Origin of the sequence: Vibrio sp. MEBiC08052 (genome assembly GCF_001506075.1) — a bacterium.
In the GTDB taxonomy this organism is placed as follows: Bacteria; Pseudomonadota; Gammaproteobacteria; order Enterobacterales; family Vibrionaceae; genus Vibrio.
In genome coordinates, this window is sequence record NZ_KQ947475.1 from 2,140,390 (window position 1) to 2,158,472 (window position 18,083).

Sequence of the window (18,083 nt, forward strand, 5' to 3'; positions counted from 1 at the left end):
TTTCTTAAACGATCGGCATTAGTCCGACGGACGAGGCTTTACACGATGGGGAAATATTGAACTACTTTTTTGGGGGAATCAAATCTGTGTAACCATCCCTTAAACTAGGGGCATATATTTTAAGAGTGATTCACAGTACGTGGAATTTTCACTGTTTAGGGTAGTATTGTAGTGGCATAGTGAATTCAGCCACCTGATAAGAGGTGTTAACTGCATGGCTGTAACTGAAGGTGAAAACAAATGGGCTTCTTGATTTGGCTTCTGGCTCACATAATGTTGATATGGTGGGTAGTTAAAACACCTCGGAGACAAAAATTATTGGATCTACAACAAATAATCAGTGATTTTAAAGAGTCTCCTTTTAGAAATTTATATTTGATTACCGTTGTTTTAGCAATAGAGGTTTTTGCTTTGGGAGTTACCTGTCCATCATTGTTTATGTTTCATGTGAGTACCCCCTTTGGTGTTTATGAAAGCTGGTTCCTCGCATTAATTTACTCATGTATTTGGTATTTTTGGGGATGGTTTATCAACAAATAATTATAGAGATTATGTAGTTAACAAACGTATAACCCTTAAACATACTTTTCCTAATTTGACAGAAACGTTTTAAAGCAACAGAGATAACACGTTTCTGCCCCATTTCTAGTTACGGGTGTACCCTCATGGTTAGTATTTTTCCTTTCACCAAATATGCTTGATATGAAATAAGTTGACTATTATTCTCCAAGTGTCATGATGAAGCTTATTAGGACGACATGTTCCACATTTGTGCCTGTAACCTAAAAATTTTGGATTATTAATCAGTATTTTAATCCAGATGTTTCCATATTTTATCTTTTACATATACAGAACATATCTGTTGAAAAGCTACTATGTGCTCTGCGGAGAAAACGAAAAATCATGGACATATTAGAGTCTATTTATCCTAGTGAATTGTTGATAAATTCAGAGAAAGTTCAAAGGTATGCTCTAGCTATGACAAAAGGGGAGAGTTTTCCTCCACCCGAACTTGTATCTGTCGGCTCATACACTGTTGTAAGAGATGGTAATCATCGTGTTTGTGCTTGAATTCAGTGCTTTGAGCAGAGTATAGATGTTCATACCATCGAGTGTTGAACTACATAACAAAATGGCAATCAAGCAGTTTAAAGTCATTGCTGAAATGTACGGAAGTCGAATTAACGGCTTCTTGGGTATTCCTAGAGCTTCTTCTGAAGAATATGATGAGAGGCATGGCAAGTTACAGTAACAAATCTATCCATTGATACGCACATAACAAGTTTGAATCATTTAGTCCATCGGTACTACTTGGCTATGAACAATTAGCTACAAAGGCATAACAATCTACTGCAATTGACGCTGTCAACAGTGGCGGTTAGGGTTTAAAGTAATTTGTTAACTTCGCTTCCAGCGTACTGCGCAATTGAGTGGGGCGCTATAGCCACCCCAATTTTTTTATTAGTATAAATTTTTCAAGTAACATTCAGTTTGAGGTCGTAATGACAGATAGTTTTAATTTATTTGATGAAGTCAATAAAGCAGTAGAAAGTGCATTAAAAAGCCGCGGTGTCGCAAATATTTTACTGGCGGGGAAAACAGGTGTTGGTAAAAGTACGCTTTTAAATGCGGTATTCCAAGATAATTTTGCTGAAACTGGTCAAGGACGTCCCGTGACTAAATCAACACGTAAATTTACTAAAGAGGGAATCCCTGTAAGTATATACGACTCACGAGGCCTTGAAGTTAAAGACTACAAAGAAACGTTAGAGGAACTAGAACAACTAATTGTGAGCCTCAATACATCAGACAACGCACTAGATCACATTCATGCATGCTGGCTATGTATTTCAGAAGGGGGGAGAAGAATTGAAGATGCAGAAATAGAACTAGCCAACTTATTAGCGCGCCATAAAATTCCAGTAATTGTGGTTATTACTAAAGCAATGTCAGATAATGGCTTTAGAAATGAGGCAATCGAGTTAATACCATGTGCAAGAAACCATGTGCGTGTGAACTCAGTATCTTTTGAACTAGATGGTGGTTTAAATATTCCTGCGTTTGGTTTAGATAACTTAGTTACTTTGACTATGGAGGTTATCCCTGATAGCCAAAAAAATGCATTTGCCGCAGCCCAAAAAGTTATGCTTGATGCGAAAGTGTCAAGATCTCACAAAGTAGTTGCCGGAAGTGCTTCAGCAGCAGCTACAGCTGCGGCTATTCCTATACCATTTTCAGACTTTTTTGCAATCGTTCCTATACAGATTGGTATGCTCGCAGGTATTAGTGCAAGTTTTGGTCTGAATCTAGATAAAGCGTTTATGGGGACGTTAGTCTCAGGCACTTTTTCTAGTGTAGCTGGCTCAATGGGGGGGCGTGCACTAGTTGGCAGCTTACTCAAAATGTTTCCTGGCATGGGGTCAGCAGGTGGTGCTGCTGTATCGGCTACAGTCTCGGCTTCGATTACCACTTTGTTCGGTGAAGCATATATCGCAACATTATATAGCCTTCTCAAAGAAGACCCATCAAAAGAACTGTCCGCTGACGAAGTCACAAGAGCTTTTAAAAATAAGTTAAACTCGTAGCTATAAAAAACTGTTTAAGAGTGATTCGCAACGCGTGGCATTTTTGCTATGCGTTACGTTTAGCGTTTAAGGTGGTATGCAGCAGCATCAATATTGCGTTGCTCACACCTTAACAAGGCTACATGGACTTCTGTAACCATCCCAGATACCATCGAGATACCCCTCATCCCATCGGTATGAGCGTCCTGACGGTCTTCCTGTTCCCCAAAACTGATACAAGGGAGCTATTTCCACAACCGGAAAGTCCCCCGGCTCATTCCGTTAAACCTCATCTTTCCACCTTACCCAAAGCTGCGCACTTTTACCTGTGTGCGGTTTCCTTTTTCGGAGATGGTTACAAGGACTACGCTACTTTCTCTTCCTCCAGCCGTTTCCTCAGCGACCGAACCGTTTCATCATGCTCTTGATAGAACATACTCAGAATGGCATCAAATGCTGGTTTCAGGTCTGAATGCCATAACTTCTCTGAAACATGAATGCCTTTCGTACGTAAATACTTGAAAGCATTGCCAGCATTCGGCATAAAACTTCCGACTCCTGAACATGCTGAGCACACAGCTCTCACTGTCCTCCCACATCCATGACACTTCGGACACTGATATGATTGTTGAGCCTGTTTACCTGCCCAGAGACTTAATCGCAACTCTTCACGGTTGATCAATTGTTCATATCTGCTGATTTCATTATTTATTTCCCATACTCTGAAATCTGTCGTTACGGTTAGGAGTCGGCTATTCAGAAGCGCAGTATGGGTTTCATATTGTTTTACCAACCGTCTACTCCGTTTTGCCTGAGCAGAGTGTTTTTGCCACAGCGAGGCTAGTTTTCTGATTTGTAGGCCGCCCCAGAAAAATCATGAACGCTATGGATGATAACTGACGCAGAATATCAGGCCGAGCGGTCTTACATTCATCCACATAGTCATCCAGATATTGCCCGACCCGCTGAATTGCATAGCTATCATTCAGCCAACGTGCCATCATTAAGTCACACCCGAGCGGATGCTGATGCTGTATAACACCTAGCACCGCAATAATCACATCACCAGTCAGTATCGGTCGGCCTCGCTGTAGCTCCGGGGCTCTCTCCAAATGCATTCTGATGAATAGTTCGATAGCCTTATCACTCATCGTTTTACTCTCCGGGTTAAATTCAGTTTCGGTGTCCACCAGCGCGATATCCGGTACAATGATTAAGCGGCTTCCCTGACTTTCACTTTTGTCATATCCCGCTCCCAGTGCTCAAAAATATGCTTATGAGGCTGTCTCCCTTTATCGTTCTGGTACGCATGAGCAAGCCAGCTCCGGCAGATGTTGTCTGTTGGAATAAACTGATAGCGGAACATCCGGATCTCAAAGTTCTGGGCAACTTCATTGAGCCGACCGGCATACTCTGCGGTAATTTCTTTATGATACATGTTCAGCACCGTACTCAGTGAAATGCCCAGATGTCTGGCAACAAAATCATGCGCATCATGGGTACTCAGAGGCATACGCCGAACCAGTGCCGAAAACGCATGGTTCATCAGTTCACGGCGCATGGCTGTGATTTCGTTGGTTGTAAATTGCATAGCTTCCTCCTGTTATTTTCTGTAACTTTCCCATTGAAACGAGATCCATTTCCCACCGTTAGCCCTCATCCGATCCATGATCCGGACTCCCAGCACACTGTTGATTGTCTGAGTGTCCAGTGCTTCAGCACCGGCAGGAAGATTAGTCAGCATCCCGGTCGGTTTAAATCTGCATGTCCGCTGGTCTACAATCTGATTGAGCACCAGCCGTTCCGCATCAGAATTTCTCTGTAGCCCAACCTCATCGAGAACCAGCAAGTTGAAATCAATCATGGTCCGGAGAAACTGCTCTTCGGAGACTTCACTGCTTGCCTTGTAGCAAGCCCGTAATTTCTGCATCAGCTCATTGACGGTGATGACCAGACATGAATATCCGGCGACCATAAGCTCATTACAGATTGCTGCTGCCAGATGATTTTTTCCGGTTCCCGGCTGTCCTCCGAAAATAAATCCTGTCCCATTGTTGAGATAAAAATTATCGATATACCACCGGGCAAAATCCGCTGCTTTGCGATGCCCTTGGGTTAAAAGTTCAAAGTTTTCAACCCGGCAATTTTGATGGATGGGTAAAACACCACACCGGCTGAAAGTCCGTTCAGCCTTAAAATCATGAAACTGCTTCCTGAATCTTTCGTCCTGTCGGGCTTCATCTTCAGCACGTAAACGCTTCAAGTCTTCCCATGAATATTTATGGCTCCCCTGAGCAGCCCGACGTTTAATTTCATTCAGAGTGATCATGACTCTCGCCCCCCGTCAGGCTCCCATTCCCACCCAGCAGGCGGGGTAAAATCTGTTCCGATATAATTCACCCCCTGAGAAACAGATGGCGAGGTATGGCGATGACCGATATGATTTGCCAGCCACTCAAATTCACACCCCTGCCAGCCTCTGGAAACACAAATACTCAGCACCGCATCGACAGATAGACTCAGTTCATTTCCGGCTCGATGCATCACCTGCCCCATATGATTCAGGACGGTCTGAGTAATGGCTGCCCGTTTAGCTTTCCTGAGGGTTTTCCAGTCATCCAGCACCTGTGGGTCAGGCAGAGTCGGCCAACATGAGAAATCCAGTTTCTGAGCCATTTTCTTTTTTGGTTTACTTTTTCCATCTTGTTTTTGATCCGTATTTATTACTAGATCAGTATTTATTAGTGTCTGGAAAGCCACATCTGGCTTTTCCGGCTCAGGGATATTCTTATCTGTATTTTCCATATCTGGATTTGCCGTATCAGGCTCATCGTAAATAACGTAGTCCAGCTCTCCGGACGCATGTTTTCTGGTTTTGATATATCCTGCATCTTTCAATTCTCTGAGGATCACATAGACCCCATCCCGTCCGGTTTTCTTCGCTGTCCCCGATGTAACCGTTACCAGTTGAGAGGGACTGATCCGCCAGTTATCCGGCTTTGACAGGATGTAACCGAGTAATCCCATCGCCTGAAAAGAAAGGTGCCCGCTCTGATAAACATGATTTCCAATCAGGGTGAAACTGTGTCTTCGTCTTGCCCTCTGGATAGCCATTAACCTGTCCTTTCTGTCGCTTGCTGAGGTTTCGCCAAATCCAGAGTCAGTGCAGCACTATTCCGGCCAAAATCATCCGGGTTGTATGTATAGGGAATATGAGGGTCGAGATGACATAACAACGCAACATGCTCAGGCACTCTGTTTTTAAAATGCTGGGCTCTGGTCACACCAAACGCCTGAGATATCTTTGCTTCGGTTCCGAAATGATTGATAAGGATCTGATACAACTTGCTCACTGAACTGTCTCATGAAATGTTATGTTTCATTTCATTCTAAGGAATACTTTCGTTTCGACAAGTAATTTTCGTGACAAACCTTAATTTTCATGACATTATGAAAGAATACTTTCAATAATCTTATTCAATAGATTTCATTTCAATGGAAACATTATCAGAAAGATTAAAAGCGAGAAGGCTGGAAAGAGGGCTGACTCAGGATAGACTGATCGAAGAAATTAAACGGCTCTATCCACAGGTTGATTCACTGTCAAGAATGACGATTTCCAACCTTGAAACCGGGATGCAGAAATCTGTCAAGGACTTGATGTTACTGGCATTATCGAAAGTCCTGAACTGTAATGCGGAATGGCTGGTTTGTGGGACCGGCGAGAAAGAGCCTCCCTGCGCTACCGCAATCAGTCAACCACTCAATGTAGAAGGCAAAACACACTTGCAGTATTGCCCGGTACAGTCATGGGAACAGCTTCACTCATTCATTCAGGCACCGGATGCGACAATTTCAGAAACGACACAGTTTTTACTCTGTCCTCTGCCCACCGGTCCCCGAACCTTTGTGTTGAAAGTCCGGGGGGAAGCCATGGCTCCCCGGTTTAAAGAGGGTGACTGGCTGTTTATCGATCTTGATCAGATTGAACCTGCCCACAATCAATTTGTGATTTCCCGACATGATGGGGAATATACGTTCAAACAGTTTCAGTCCATCGAAGGCAGAAATTTTTTGAAGGTGTCTAATCCCGACTATCCACCAGCGCTGCGTTATGTAGAAATCACTGGCAGTCATACCATCATCGGCACCGTTATCACGACGGTCAGCTCACTGTAATCACCCGACACACCATTAAATCTCAGGCTGGAAAAGCTCAAAGCGACCCACCTGAGATTTAATGAAATAAAACCTTCAATTCATATCTATTCACAGCCTTTCACCTTGGATAAAAGCGACTTCAAATAAGTGATACATATCACACAAATACTCGGATTAATTATAATTTCACTGAATTATGTTGATTTCATTTCTACATTTTTTATTCTACTGAGCATTAGCGTGATGACAGGAAACAAGTAATGAAAACGAATGAACATGAACAGCAAAGTGAACCACTGTATATCAGCGATGAACAAATCAGAGACTTACTAGATATCAGCCAGCCAACCTTATGGCGACTGACTAAAAATGGTGGTTTACCGGAGTCAATTTCCGGAATGCGGGGAAAACGACCCTATGCAAAATTTAAAGCATGGGCCATTGAACGCGGGATGATGACGGCTACTCAACTTCTTCGGTTATAATCTGACACCACATTTCATACGCCTCTCGCTGCTCATTAGGATATTTGTAATCCAGATAGTGAGCATCAATACCGGTATGAACTTTATGCCCAAGCATCACTTCACTGACTTTATAAGGAACCTTGCGCTCTTCCCATATATTACGAGCGTTTCGTCTCATGTCATGGTTTGTGGTTCTTGGGTATCCTAGAGCTTGTATTGTGTTCGCCAGCTTGGTTCCGATTTTCACAACACTTGACTGATGCATCACCTGATCCCTGCCAAACCCTACGGACGGAAACATCACTTTAAAGTCAGGCCAGAGCTTCATTTGCTCGGCAATAATTTCAGCGGCTAAATCCGGTATGGCTCTCACAATGGGAGACGGATCTTTTTTTCTGTTTTTGTTATGTTCAACGGGAACAGTCCAGATTCGCTTTTCTAAGTCAAACTCAGATTTTGTCGATAATCTCAGTTCGTTTCCCCGGCAGGCAAAAATCATCATCAGTTTTAATAAATTCCGATTACTCTGGTGCGTTGGAACGGTATCAATCGCCTTCCATAGCGCAATTACCCCCTCTTTTCCCTGCCGGGTTTTTCGTACCTTAGTCCCTTCTCCGACGTCAGTTCTTCGTAGTTCTGCAATAGGATTAAATTTAATTAAACCATGCCTGACTGCATAGGAAAGAACACTTTTCAGTTTTGACATCAGACCTGCTGCGTGTTGAGCACTCACACGCTCCCGGGCTTTTTTGAAAACCGGCATAAAATCAATCAACTCAAGCTGCCGGACCGGATAAGCACCAATATAGGGACTAATATCCGTTTTAAACATCTTTTGATGCGCTTGCCACAGTATCACATTATCCATCGCATGATTTTCAATCCAGTAGGCAATCGCCTCATCGATTGTTGTTGGCTTAGTTTTCGTTTTCAGATTCAGGCCGGAACGCGGGTCAATGCCTTGAGCAACCAGATCAGCCTTATCGTCCCGAATTCGCAATGCATCCCGAATTTTCAACTCAGGATAACCACCGAGAGTCATTTTGAGTGGTTTACCGAAAAAATTAACCCTGTAAATCCATGAGATTTTTCCTTTAGGACTAATCCGGATACCAAGACCATCCCGATACGTTATCTCCGGTTTCCCGTTATATGGTTTACCACTGTTCGCCCGCAGCCATGCATCTGTAATTGCCATTATCCACCCTGTATGTACCAAAAATTTAGTACAAGTTTGGTACATGCAACGAAGGTATGCAAGAGATTTATTCAGAAAATCATCGAATCAGAGTGAAACATTACGAATAAAATAATACATATTATTCAAATACTTAATAATAAAAAATGCAAACTTGTGAATTATAAAGAAAGAGAGTGATAAGTATAAAAACATCAAGCCCTATTCAAGGCCGAAAAAGTACCCCAAAAGGCCTCGGGGTTGAGTTCAGCGCACGTAATCAGGGTCGGGTTGATTCGCATCCTGCTCAAGCAATCCTGAAAAATCCTCCATGATTTTTCACCCTGAGAGCATCGATCAAGTTGGCTTTTTAAAAAGATTTCACTCCATCCAAATCAACCACTCCAGTCACCGTCATTCATGAACATTGATGAAAATCGCTGAACAACCGGACAAACCATGCGATTTTCGGGTCATTATGACGGGTTTTATGCCAGTAAAGCGTCAGCTGATAATCCGGTACATCTAACGGCATAGGTGATAAACGCAGCGATAAGCTTTCAGCAATGGTCTCAGCATACCGGGACGGTGCGGCCAGCAAATAAGATGTCTGCTGCAAAAAATAAGGTGCAGCCAGAACACTGGCAGTCCGAATCGCAATTTGGCGCCTTTTTCTTTGCCGTGACAATGTAATATCAACAATCCCTCTGGATTCATTCCACGGTGTCACCAAAATATGTGGATACTGAAGAAACTGAGCCAGTGAAAGATGCTCAGCCACCGGATGACTCTGACACCGCACACTGACATAGTAGTCGCTCAGCCAGACCAAGCGATTCAGACTTTCTGATTCTTCCTGTTGATGGGCAAACCCACATACCAGATCGATAGCTGACGATTTTAGTGCTGCCTCCGGTAATCGTTCGGCCAACTGGATAAATTCAATGCGGATATGAGGAAACGACTCGCTCAGGTAAGTGATAAATTCCCGCAGACACCATGATGTATAATCCGTCACGGCGATCCGGAATATATGCGTATCCTCCGGTGTAAAAGGATGCGATGAGGCCAGCCCCTGCCCCAGTAATGCCAATCCCGGCAAAACTTGTTCAGCTAACCGCTCAGAATAAGCTGTCGGTAACATACGATTTTCAATCCGGATGAACAGGTCATCCCCAAGCCGCTCTCGCAAACGTTGCAGGGCATGACTACACGCTGACTGACTGATATTCAGTTCATCGGCGCTGAGCGTTACCGAGCCCGTATGATATAAACTGGCGAACACCTTAAGTAAGTTCAAATCTAGATTAGGAAATTTACGCATGGGACTGTTTCTTGATGGGTAACCATCTGTCATGAATACTGTTCATATGAAGCCTGCATAAAGTGCACTTCATTCATAATTCATTTGAGCATACACTGTCACTAACCTGAGTCAACCAAAGCAAGGAAATCATGACCATTCATATCAGCCCTGCCACAATTTCAGACGCAGCGACCATTTTAGATTTTATCAATCAACTGGCGATTTATGAGAAAGAGCCTGATGCAGTCGCCAATAGCGTCGAATCGATTGAACGCAAGTTATTCGGTGACGACGTTCGTGCCCATGCCCTGATTTGTGAAGCAGACAATCAGCCCATCGGCTTTGCCGTTTACTTCTTCAACTATTCGACTTGGCTGGGTCAATATGGCCTGTATCTGGAAGATTTATATGTCAGTGAACAGCACCGTGGCCTCGGGGCAGGCAAAGCGTTAATGAAATATCTCGCTCGTCTGGCGGTCAGCAAAGATTGTGGCCGCTTTGAGTGGACCGTTCTCGACTGGAATCAGCCATCCATCGACTTTTATCAAAGTATCGGTGCTGAACCTCAGGATGAATGGATTATCTACCGGATGACCGGTCAGACGCTACTCGACTTTGCCGAACAGGGGTAAACTCACCGGTCTTTTATCTGCGTGACTGGCTAACAGAGGTGGCGTTTCAAGCCCGCTTTTTCGAGAATGCGGGCTGAAATTTCCTCAACCGACAGTGAGCTGGTATTGATATAAGGAATCGCTTCACGGCGAAAGAGCGCTTCCACATTTGCCAGCTCATGCTCACATTGACGGACGCTGGCATATTCACTCCCCGCCAGACGATTCTGCCGAATGGCCGTCAGACGTTCCGCGTTGATAGTCAGGCCAAATAATTTATGTCGGTGAATCTCAAATGCCGGCAAGAGCTTGAGCGAACGCATATCATCATGAATAAACGGATAGTTGACCACCCGCAGTCCGAACTGCATTGCCATATACAAACTGGTCGGCGTCTTACCACTGCGGGAAACCCCGAGCAGCACAATATCAGCCTGTTCAATATCTTTCAGGGACATCCCATCATCATGCGCCAAGGTATACTCGATGGCGGCAATCCGATCAAAATAAGTGTCGGTATTTTTGCTGATACTCCGTGACCGTTGCAATTTCGGCTGCGGTTCGGTTTGGGTATCGGCTTGCACACGCTGAACAATATTTTCCAGCACATCATAGCAATGAGCTGAGGCCTGAAGCAGTTTGGTCCGGATTTCAGGGACCACAATCGAGAAAAAAACCAACGGTGGCACACCATGTTGTTGATAAGAGCACTCAATCTGTTTGATCACATCTGTCAATTTTTCATCACTTTCGACAAACGGAAAAGTTTTCTCATTGACGATGAAGGGAAACTGACCTAATACAGCATGTCCTAGAGTCTCACATGTAATCGCTGTACCATCAGAAACGTAGAATACGTCACGACTTTGACTATCAATTTGCATATTTTATTTAAACTTTCAAATTATTTTGATTAGCATCATTATCACACTATAAATAGAACGACCTTCGGTATTCAACGACAGGTGCCACAGCTTTTAAAATATCTCCGGTTATTTTTTTAGCAGGCAAATGTAAACGATTACCAAATCCAATAACAAAGTCATACTTCTGGAGAAAAAAATGCCCAACAATACCCTCTGGTTCAACAACTTATCGATGACAGATGTCGATAAGGTCGGTGGTAAAAATGCTTCACTCGGTGAAATGGTTTCAAATCTGGCCAACGCTGGTGTCTCTGTGCCAAACGGCTTTGCGACGACCTCGTATGCATTTAATCAATTCCTAGATTATGAGGGGTTAGATAATCGCATTCATCAACTGCTTGATGCACTTAATGTTGACGATATTGACGCATTACGTCAGACCGGAGCCACCATTCGTCAATGGATTTTACAAGCCCCCTTTCCTGCCGATTTAGAACAGGAAATTCGTGATAACTACGCAGTGTTGACCGAAAACAATGCTGAAATTTCCGTTGCAGTCCGATCATCGGCCACCGCTGAAGATTTACCGGATGCCTCTTTTGCCGGGCAACAAGAAACCTTCCTCAATGTCAAAGGCATTGATGCCGTCCTTGAAGCCACCAAACATGTCTACGCGTCCCTGTTTAATGATCGCGCGATTTCATACCGGGTGCATCAGGGTTTCGACCACCGCGGCATTGCATTATCAGCCGGTATTCAACGGATGGTGCGTTCAGATAAAGCCTCTTCAGGTGTGATGTTTACCTTGGATACGGAGTCAGGCTTTGATCAGGTGGTGTTTATCACGTCCGCTTGGGGGCTGGGTGAAATGGTCGTTCAGGGTGCGGTCAATCCAGATGAATTCTATGTCCATAAACCCTTACTGGAAGCCGGTCAGACCGCCATTGTGAAGAAAACTTTCGGCTCTAAAATGGTCAAAATGATCTACTCAGAACGACAAGAAATCGGCAAACAAGTCGAGATTATTGACACCAATGAGCAAGAGCGTCAGCAGTTCTCTTTAAATGATGATGAAATCAGAGCACTGGCGCAACAGGCGATGATCATTGAACAACATTATCAGCGTCCGATGGATATTGAATGGGCCAAAGATGGTATTGACGGCAAGCTTTACATTGTTCAGGCTCGCCCGGAAACGGTTTGCTCGCAAAATGAAACCAACGTGATTGAACGTTTCCAACTTAATGCCAAAGCCGATGTACTGCTTGAAGGCCGGGCTATCGGTCAGCGTATCGGGTCGGGCACTGTACGTCTGGTTGACTCACTCGATCAAATGTCGCTGGTGCAACAAGGCGATATTCTGGTCACCGACATGACCGATCCCGACTGGGAACCGGTGATGAAAAAAGCTGCTGCGATTGTGACCAACCGGGGCGGACGCACCTGCCATGCTGCAATTATCGCCCGTGAACTCGGTATTCCCGCGATTGTCGGTTGCGGGACGGCCACCAGCGAATTGCAAGACGGTGCACTGGTCACCGTGTCATGTGCCGAAGGCGAAACCGGCTATGTTTACCGGGGTCAGCTCGATTTCGAAGTGCGTCGCTCTTCGGTCGATGAACTGCCAAACCTCCCCACCAAAGTGATGATGAATGTCGGTAACCCTGATCGCGCTTTCGATTTTGCTCAGATTCCCAATGAAGGGGTTGGCTTGGCGCGCCTTGAATTTATCATCAACAAGATGATCGGGATTCACCCGAAAGCACTGCTTGAATTCGATGCCCAAGATGATGCCCTCAAAGCCGAGATTCGTCAGCGTATCAAAGGTTATCAGGATCCGATCGATTTCTACGTCAGTAAGCTGACGGAAGGGATTGCAACGATTGCTGCCGCCTTCTGGCCGAAGCGCGTCATTGTCCGGATGTCTGACTTTAAATCAAACGAGTACAGCAATCTGGTCGGTGGTCGAAACTACGAACCGCATGAAGAGAATCCGATGCTCGGTTTCCGCGGTGCATCCCGCTACATTTCACCGACCTTTGAAGACTGTTTTGAGCTGGAAACGCGGGCGATTAAACGGGTGCGTCAGGAAATGGGGCTGAAAAACGTCGAGATTATGATCCCATTTGTTCGCACCCCGGATGAAGCGTCATCGGTGATTGACTTGCTGGCAAAATTTGGTCTGAGACGGGGCGAGCAAGGGCTCAAAGTGATCATGATGTGTGAACTGCCCTCCAATGCCATACTGGCGGATGAGTTTTTGAAACACTTTGACGGCTTCTCGATCGGCTCGAATGATATGACCCAACTGACACTGGGGCTGGATCGGGATTCCGGGGATGTCGCGCACCTGTTTGACGAACGTAACCCGGCAGTCAAAGCAATGCTGAAAATGGCCATTGAAGCCGCGACCCAAGCCGGTAAATATGTCGGGATCTGCGGTCAAGGCCCGTCTGATCATGACGATCTGGCCGCATGGCTGATGGAACAGGGGATCAGTTCTGTATCACTCAATCCGGATACCGTGATTGATACTTGGCTGAAGTTAGGGCAAGTGGCTCAATCCCGTTAATGGCAGATGTCACCGTGTTATAAAACGTCTTAATCGCATCGGGCACTTTTGAGTGCCCGATTTAATTTTCACTCACACATCATCACCTGCTCTGCTTGATTGCTGGATCGCCTCGACCAGTAGATTTAACTCATTCTCCACTTCCGGAGTGAGCTCAAAACCAATATTAATTCTGAAACAATCATTATAGAGCGACAGCGTACTGAATAACTGCCCCAAACGAATATCAATCTTATATGCTTCGATAAGAGCAGTGAATCGGGTGAGATTCAGATCAGGCACCTGTAGCCAGAGCACCATGCCGCCTTGCGGATTACTTATCTTCACCTTATCCGGCAAACATGCCGATAAAAAACTGAGATACGCTTGCCTTAAGTTGAGCAACCGGCTACGACGACGTTTCAGTTGTTTGGCATAGTGACCTGATTCAACAAAATCAGCCACCGCGAGCTGAATGGGCAGAGAAACGCCAAAGAAAGAAGCCGTATGCTGATGCACATACTCTGCGGTGAATCGACCGGGCAAACACCACCCCAGACGATAGCTCGGTGACAGGCTTTTCGATATCGAACCGCACCACAGAATGTAACCGCCCTGATCGTAATACTTCGCAGGCAAAGGCGTATGTTCAGCATAAGAGAGCTCAAGATAAACGTCATCTTCAATCACTGGGACTTGATAGTGGTTTGCCAAGGCTGCCAGCTTCTGCTTTTGCCGGGCAGACATGGTGATCCCCTGCGGATTCATATGTGACGTGCAAAAAATCCCCGCCTTGACACTCCCCTGTTGTAAGTGTTGTTCCAGTTGGTCAAGATCGATACCTTCGTCGAGCGATGGGATTTCGACAATCTGACGCCCCATTTGTCCGAGTAAATCTAAAATACCACTAAAGCAAGGAGAGCTGATTGCAATCGCGTCCCCGACTTGCGTACAAGCTTCGACCGCTGACTTAATTGCCGGCATACATCCGGATGTGATCACCAGTTCATCCGGGTTGATATGGAGTCCGAGCTTGGCAAAATGAGCACTAAGCGCATGACGCAGTGAAGGTTCGCCTTGTGGATGAGGATATTGATTGAGTCGCTGGCCGAGCCGTTTGCTGACGCGGCGAAAGCTCTGCTCAAGCGCATTCAACGCCATGTCATCAAGATAACTGGTTGAAATCCCGAGTGGCCCGTTATGTTTGGCAGAAGCAGCGAATGTTTGTCTGACCTGAGAAACCCGACTCACAAACTGCGCCCACTCCGGCGTGTGATGTTTATGACGCCGGGGCGACACATAATACCCGGCCTGAGGACGCGCATGGATCCAGCCTTGGGATTCCAGTTCTTGATAGCAACTCACCGCCGTAGACATACTGACGGCCTGCTGTTTTGCGAGCTGTCGTAGTGAAGGCAGACGACCTCCCTCAGCCAGCTGTCCCGTTTCAATCTCGCGAATAAATTGACTCGCCATCATCTTATACATACTCATAGGCCACCACTGTACTGGTTTTAATCTAAAAAATTGTATCTGTACCCTTAACTGTACCCGAGTCATACTGTTTTTCAAGTAAACAGGAGAACAGTAATGATAAGAAACGATTTATTTTTGGCGATTGTTGTCATGGCGATTTGGGGATTTAACTTCTCAATGATTAAGTTGGGTATTACAGAAGTACATCCATTACTGGCGACAGCGGCCCGATTTACCTTAGCCGTGATACCCGCGATATTCTTTATCCGCAGGCCGAATGTGGCTTGGCGTTATTTGTTTGCTTATGGCTTGGTATTCGGGGTCGGCATATGGGGGATGGCGTCCTGGTCGATTACTGCGGGGCTCTCTTCCGGTATGTCTTCCGTACTGCTCTCATCGAACGCGTTGATTAGTATGGCCGCCGGGGTATGGATCCAAAAAGAACAGATCTCAAAACGCAAAATCATCGGTGCTGTAGCAGCGCTCGCGGCGCTTTTAGTCTTGGTGGCGGCAACGAATGGTAATATTACCTCACAGGGGCTGATGTTTATTATGATCGCTGCAACTTGCTGGACCATCATGGGCATGATTGTCAAAGCCTCAAAAACCACCCAAGCCTTTGCATTTAACGTCTGGGGAATGCTCTTTGCGCCGATTCCTCTGGTACTTTTTGCAGTGAGCATTTACGGCTCTGAGATCATATTCCATGCTGTTGCAGCTTGGGATACGAAGACGACAATCGCTGTTGTCTTTCAGGCTTATCCAACCACATTGTTTGGCTATTGGGTATGGAATCGGCTGCTGATTCGTTATCCGCTCAGTACCACGGCACCGCTGACCTTATTAGTGCCCGTATTTGCCTTGATCTCCGGGTATTTGATGTATGATGAGCTGCTAAGCCTTGCTCAGGTTGTCGCTTGTATCATGTTTTTAGTCGGCATTGGATTCATCGTTAAACCTGTGGCCCCCCAAAGCGAGCGACAACAAATCCAACCTTCTATTGGTTATCTCTTGAAAAAATAACCACCCTATACTATTCGTTAAAACTAGTTTGATATGGATTTTATTAATAACGAATAATTTATTACATCAATAAATCTGCACTCAGTAAGGAATTACTGTTGTTGCAGATTCCCCGGGTGATCATTTGGCTAAGGAGAAGCAGGATGGACCTATTTAGTGTTAGAACAATAAGGGCCAGATATACTTTTAATTTTTCATTACTCAGTATTGTGTTTCTCATGGTGGTGGTCGCAGCCTATCAATTAGTAAGCTATATCCAGTATAATACGGGGCGGTATTCGCAAGGTGCCAATTTAATTCAGAATGCTGACCGAGATCTTTATCAATCCCGGCTCGCTCTCTCAACATTAATTTTTTCACCGGATGATGATGCACTGATTAATCAACCGACACTCAAAGAAGAAGTCATGTCCAATGCACAACAGGCATTGGATCGAATGCAAGCTTTTATACAAATGACTAAAGATGAACCGGAAATTGTTAATTATCTCTCATCTTTTCAAAACTATTACCAACGATGGCACGCAGAACACACTGCAGTATTAAAAGCATTAGAAAATCAACAGCGTGATTTAGCGGTTAACTTATTTTTGACTCGTGGTTTTGATTCATTCAAGAAATTAAGACATTTATATGACGGGTCTGAAGAATTGATCACCAAATATGCAACCCAAGAGAAACAACAAATTAATCGTCACGCTGATCAATTCAAGCTATTTGTTTCGATTCTTTCCGTGATTGTCTTATTTTCAAGCCTCATGCTTGCTTGGTTTGCCCCGAAAAATATTTCCAACGCCATCAAGAAAATCACATCGGATATCCATCAAATCAGTCAGGGCGATGGTGACTTGACGCGACGGATTAATAGCCGGAAATCAGATGAAACTGGCGATCTGAGTCGCGAGCTGGATGGTTTTGTCGATAAGCTCGGTCATATTATCCGCCAAATCAGAAATGGTTGTGGCAGCATTCAAGACGAGATGAAAACCATCAGCCATGCTGCCGCAGAATCCTCATCGCTCAGTGACAAAGAGGATCAATCGCTGGATATGGTCGTCACTGCAATCGAGGAGATGAGTTCTGCAACGAAAGAGGTCGCCCAAAATGCAGCCGAAACAGCCACACAGGTTGAGTTGCTTTCCCGTCTGGTTGATGAAGGGGAAGCATCTATTCTTCATTCAACCGAGCGGTTACATGATTTAACCCAACAGATTGAACATGCCTCAGTTGTCATTGAACGCTTGTCTCACAGCTCCGAAAAAATCTCATCCGTTTTAGATGTGATTCTCAATATTTCCGAACAGACCAATCTATTGGCATTGAATGCTGCCATTGAAGCAGCGCGAGCTGGTGATCAAGGCCGGGGATTTGCGGTGGTCGCCGATGAAGTCAGAAATTTAGCGAGTAAAACCCAGCTATCTACTGAAGATATTCGCCAAATGATCAATAGCCTCCAAAACGAAGTATCAGAAGCGGTTCAATCCATCAAAACAAGTGTCGATATTGCCACCAGTACCGAAACCTTGAATGCTCAGACAAAAGGTTTGCTCGAAACGGTGAAATCATCTTCGGATCAAATTCAAGGGTTAACTTTGCAAACAGCCAGTGCAACGGATGAGCAAAGTCTGGTTGCCAATGAAATTAATACCAATTTAGCGAACCTCTCTGAAATGTCGAAACAGATCAGAAATATGTCCAATACGGTGAATCAGTCGGTGCAAGATGCGGTAATAAGTATCGAATCGCTGGCAACACAAATTAAACGTTTTTCTGTATAAACCGGTGACCGGAAGGACGCATCAACACGTCTCCACAGACCAACGTCACAGCTAAAATGTGATATGACCTGTCCTCTCTTTCTGCGGGAGAACTTATATTGAT

18 protein-coding genes are annotated in these 18,083 nt (G+C 44.9%); 8 read left to right on the plus strand and 10 right to left on the minus strand.

Annotated elements, in window-relative coordinates; genetic code table 11:
- The first annotated feature begins 1,096 nt into the window (after positions 1-1,096).
- Positions 1,097-1,252: a hypothetical protein gene (locus VRK_RS20975; RefSeq protein WP_157371886.1), complete on the plus strand. Its 156-nt coding sequence runs from the start codon at positions 1,097-1,099 to the stop codon at positions 1,250-1,252.
- 250 nt (positions 1,253-1,502) lie between these two features.
- Entirely contained in the window at positions 1,503-2,585 is a 1,083-nt protein-coding gene (locus tag VRK_RS09315; protein ID WP_059121103.1) for a YcjF family protein, read from the plus strand.
- Between the two features lie 343 nt (positions 2,586-2,928).
- Here VRK_RS09315 and VRK_RS09320 read toward each other — a convergent pair whose 3' ends face one another.
- The 6 genes from VRK_RS09320 to VRK_RS09345 all read right to left on the minus strand — a co-directional run bounded on the left by VRK_RS09320 (position 2,929) and on the right by VRK_RS09345 (position 5,917).
- Positions 2,929-3,108: a hypothetical protein gene (locus VRK_RS09320; RefSeq protein ID WP_059121104.1), complete on the minus strand. Its 180-nt coding sequence runs from the start codon at positions 3,106-3,108 to the stop codon at positions 2,929-2,931.
- A gap of 253 nt (positions 3,109-3,361) precedes the next feature.
- Positions 3,362-3,715 (minus strand): hypothetical protein, encoded by a 354-nt coding sequence (locus VRK_RS09325; RefSeq protein WP_157371887.1) that lies wholly within the window; start codon positions 3,713-3,715, stop codon positions 3,362-3,364.
- Between the two features lie 62 nt (positions 3,716-3,777).
- A complete protein-coding gene (locus tag VRK_RS09330) occupies positions 3,778-4,155 on the minus strand; it encodes a hypothetical protein (protein ID WP_059121106.1) in 378 nt (125 codons plus the stop codon).
- A 12-nt stretch (positions 4,156-4,167) separates the two neighbouring features.
- On the minus strand, positions 4,168-4,893 hold the full coding sequence (locus VRK_RS09335) for an ATP-binding protein (RefSeq protein WP_197413088.1): 726 nt from the start codon (positions 4,891-4,893) through the stop codon (positions 4,168-4,170).
- On the minus strand, positions 4,890-5,678 hold the full coding sequence (locus VRK_RS09340) for a helix-turn-helix domain-containing protein (RefSeq protein ID WP_059121107.1): 789 nt from the start codon (positions 5,676-5,678) through the stop codon (positions 4,890-4,892). The genes VRK_RS09335 and VRK_RS09340 overlap by 4 nt, the downstream gene beginning before the upstream one ends.
- Entirely contained in the window at positions 5,678-5,917 is a 240-nt protein-coding gene (locus VRK_RS09345) for a hypothetical protein (RefSeq protein WP_059121108.1), read from the minus strand. Before VRK_RS09345 ends, VRK_RS09340 begins: the two co-directional genes overlap by 1 nt.
- A gap of 142 nt (positions 5,918-6,059) precedes the next feature.
- On the opposite strand from VRK_RS09345, the gene VRK_RS09350 reads away from it, so the two are divergent.
- Positions 6,060-6,743 (plus strand): helix-turn-helix domain-containing protein, encoded by a 684-nt coding sequence (locus tag VRK_RS09350; protein WP_059121109.1) that lies wholly within the window; start codon positions 6,060-6,062, stop codon positions 6,741-6,743.
- A gap of 242 nt (positions 6,744-6,985) precedes the next feature.
- Complete coding sequence (locus VRK_RS09355) at positions 6,986-7,210, plus strand: hypothetical protein (protein WP_059121110.1); 225 nt, start codon at positions 6,986-6,988, stop codon at positions 7,208-7,210.
- Here the strand turns inward: VRK_RS09355 and VRK_RS09360 are convergent.
- Together VRK_RS09360 and VRK_RS09365 are read right to left on the minus strand one after the other, a co-directional pair.
- A complete protein-coding gene (locus tag VRK_RS09360) occupies positions 7,188-8,390 on the minus strand; it encodes a tyrosine-type recombinase/integrase (RefSeq protein WP_059121111.1) in 1,203 nt (400 codons plus the stop codon). The two genes, VRK_RS09355 and VRK_RS09360, sit on opposite strands and share 23 nt — an antisense overlap.
- 397 nt (positions 8,391-8,787) lie before the next feature.
- Positions 8,788-9,693, minus strand: coding sequence for a LysR family transcriptional regulator (locus VRK_RS09365; RefSeq protein ID WP_059121112.1), 906 nt, complete (start codon positions 9,691-9,693; stop codon positions 8,788-8,790).
- A gap of 131 nt (positions 9,694-9,824) precedes the next feature.
- On the opposite strand from VRK_RS09365, the gene VRK_RS09370 reads away from it, so the two are divergent.
- Complete coding sequence (locus VRK_RS09370) at positions 9,825-10,307, plus strand: GNAT family N-acetyltransferase (protein ID WP_059121113.1); 483 nt, start codon at positions 9,825-9,827, stop codon at positions 10,305-10,307.
- A gap of 29 nt (positions 10,308-10,336) precedes the next feature.
- Here VRK_RS09370 and ppsR read toward each other — a convergent pair whose 3' ends face one another.
- Positions 10,337-11,170, minus strand: a complete 834-nt coding sequence (gene ppsR, locus VRK_RS09375; RefSeq protein WP_059121114.1) for a posphoenolpyruvate synthetase regulatory kinase/phosphorylase PpsR — start codon at positions 11,168-11,170, stop codon at positions 10,337-10,339.
- Positions 11,171-11,348: 178 nt separating this feature from the next.
- On the opposite strand from ppsR, the gene ppsA reads away from it, so the two are divergent.
- Positions 11,349-13,724 (plus strand): phosphoenolpyruvate synthase, encoded by a 2,376-nt coding sequence (ppsA, locus tag VRK_RS09380; RefSeq protein WP_059121115.1) that lies wholly within the window; start codon positions 11,349-11,351, stop codon positions 13,722-13,724.
- 72 nt (positions 13,725-13,796) lie between these two features.
- Here the strand turns inward: ppsA and VRK_RS09385 are convergent, their stop codons facing one another.
- Positions 13,797-15,197, minus strand: coding sequence for an aminotransferase-like domain-containing protein (locus VRK_RS09385; RefSeq protein ID WP_197413089.1), 1,401 nt, complete (start codon positions 15,195-15,197; stop codon positions 13,797-13,799).
- 96 nt (positions 15,198-15,293) lie between these two features.
- On the opposite strand from VRK_RS09385, the gene VRK_RS09390 reads away from it, so the two are divergent.
- Positions 15,294-16,202 (plus strand): EamA family transporter, encoded by a 909-nt coding sequence (locus VRK_RS09390; RefSeq protein ID WP_059121117.1) that lies wholly within the window; start codon positions 15,294-15,296, stop codon positions 16,200-16,202.
- Between the two features lie 143 nt (positions 16,203-16,345).
- Positions 16,346-17,980: a methyl-accepting chemotaxis protein gene (locus VRK_RS09395; protein ID WP_059121118.1), complete on the plus strand. Its 1,635-nt coding sequence runs from the start codon at positions 16,346-16,348 to the stop codon at positions 17,978-17,980.
- The last annotated feature ends 103 nt before the right edge of the window (positions 17,981-18,083 follow it).

Excerpts from the sequence above, each read along its gene's own strand:
- VRK_RS09395 (WP_059121118.1), top strand. The coding sequence starts at position 16,346 with ATGGACCTATTTAGTGTTAGAACAATAAGGGCCAGATATACTTTTAAT.
- VRK_RS09350 (WP_059121109.1), top strand. The coding sequence starts at position 6,060 with ATGGAAACATTATCAGAAAGATTAAAAGCGAGAAGGCTGGAAAGAGGG.
- VRK_RS09325 (WP_157371887.1), bottom strand. The coding sequence starts at position 3,715 with ATGAGTGATAAGGCTATCGAACTATTCATCAGAATGCATTTGGAGAGA.
- VRK_RS09355 (WP_059121110.1), top strand. The coding sequence starts at position 6,986 with ATGAAAACGAATGAACATGAACAGCAAAGTGAACCACTGTATATCAGC.
- VRK_RS09360 (WP_059121111.1), bottom strand. The coding sequence starts at position 8,390 with ATGGCAATTACAGATGCATGGCTGCGGGCGAACAGTGGTAAACCATAT.
- ppsR (WP_059121114.1), bottom strand. The coding sequence starts at position 11,170 with ATGCAAATTGATAGTCAAAGTCGTGACGTATTCTACGTTTCTGATGGT.
- VRK_RS09365 (WP_059121112.1), bottom strand. The coding sequence starts at position 9,693 with ATGCGTAAATTTCCTAATCTAGATTTGAACTTACTTAAGGTGTTCGCC.
- ppsA (WP_059121115.1), top strand. The coding sequence starts at position 11,349 with ATGCCCAACAATACCCTCTGGTTCAACAACTTATCGATGACAGATGTC.
- VRK_RS09390 (WP_059121117.1), top strand. The coding sequence starts at position 15,294 with ATGATAAGAAACGATTTATTTTTGGCGATTGTTGTCATGGCGATTTGG.
- VRK_RS09340 (WP_059121107.1), bottom strand. The coding sequence starts at position 5,678 with ATGGCTATCCAGAGGGCAAGACGAAGACACAGTTTCACCCTGATTGGA.
- VRK_RS09315 (WP_059121103.1), top strand. The coding sequence starts at position 1,503 with ATGACAGATAGTTTTAATTTATTTGATGAAGTCAATAAAGCAGTAGAA.
- VRK_RS09320 (WP_059121104.1), bottom strand. The coding sequence starts at position 3,108 with ATGCCGAATGCTGGCAATGCTTTCAAGTATTTACGTACGAAAGGCATT.
- VRK_RS20975 (WP_157371886.1), top strand. The coding sequence starts at position 1,097 with ATGTTCATACCATCGAGTGTTGAACTACATAACAAAATGGCAATCAAG.
- VRK_RS09370 (WP_059121113.1), top strand. The coding sequence starts at position 9,825 with ATGACCATTCATATCAGCCCTGCCACAATTTCAGACGCAGCGACCATT.
- VRK_RS09330 (WP_059121106.1), bottom strand. The coding sequence starts at position 4,155 with ATGCAATTTACAACCAACGAAATCACAGCCATGCGCCGTGAACTGATG.
- VRK_RS09385 (WP_197413089.1), bottom strand. The coding sequence starts at position 15,197 with ATGAGTATGTATAAGATGATGGCGAGTCAATTTATTCGCGAGATTGAA.
- VRK_RS09335 (WP_197413088.1), bottom strand. The coding sequence starts at position 4,893 with ATGATCACTCTGAATGAAATTAAACGTCGGGCTGCTCAGGGGAGCCAT.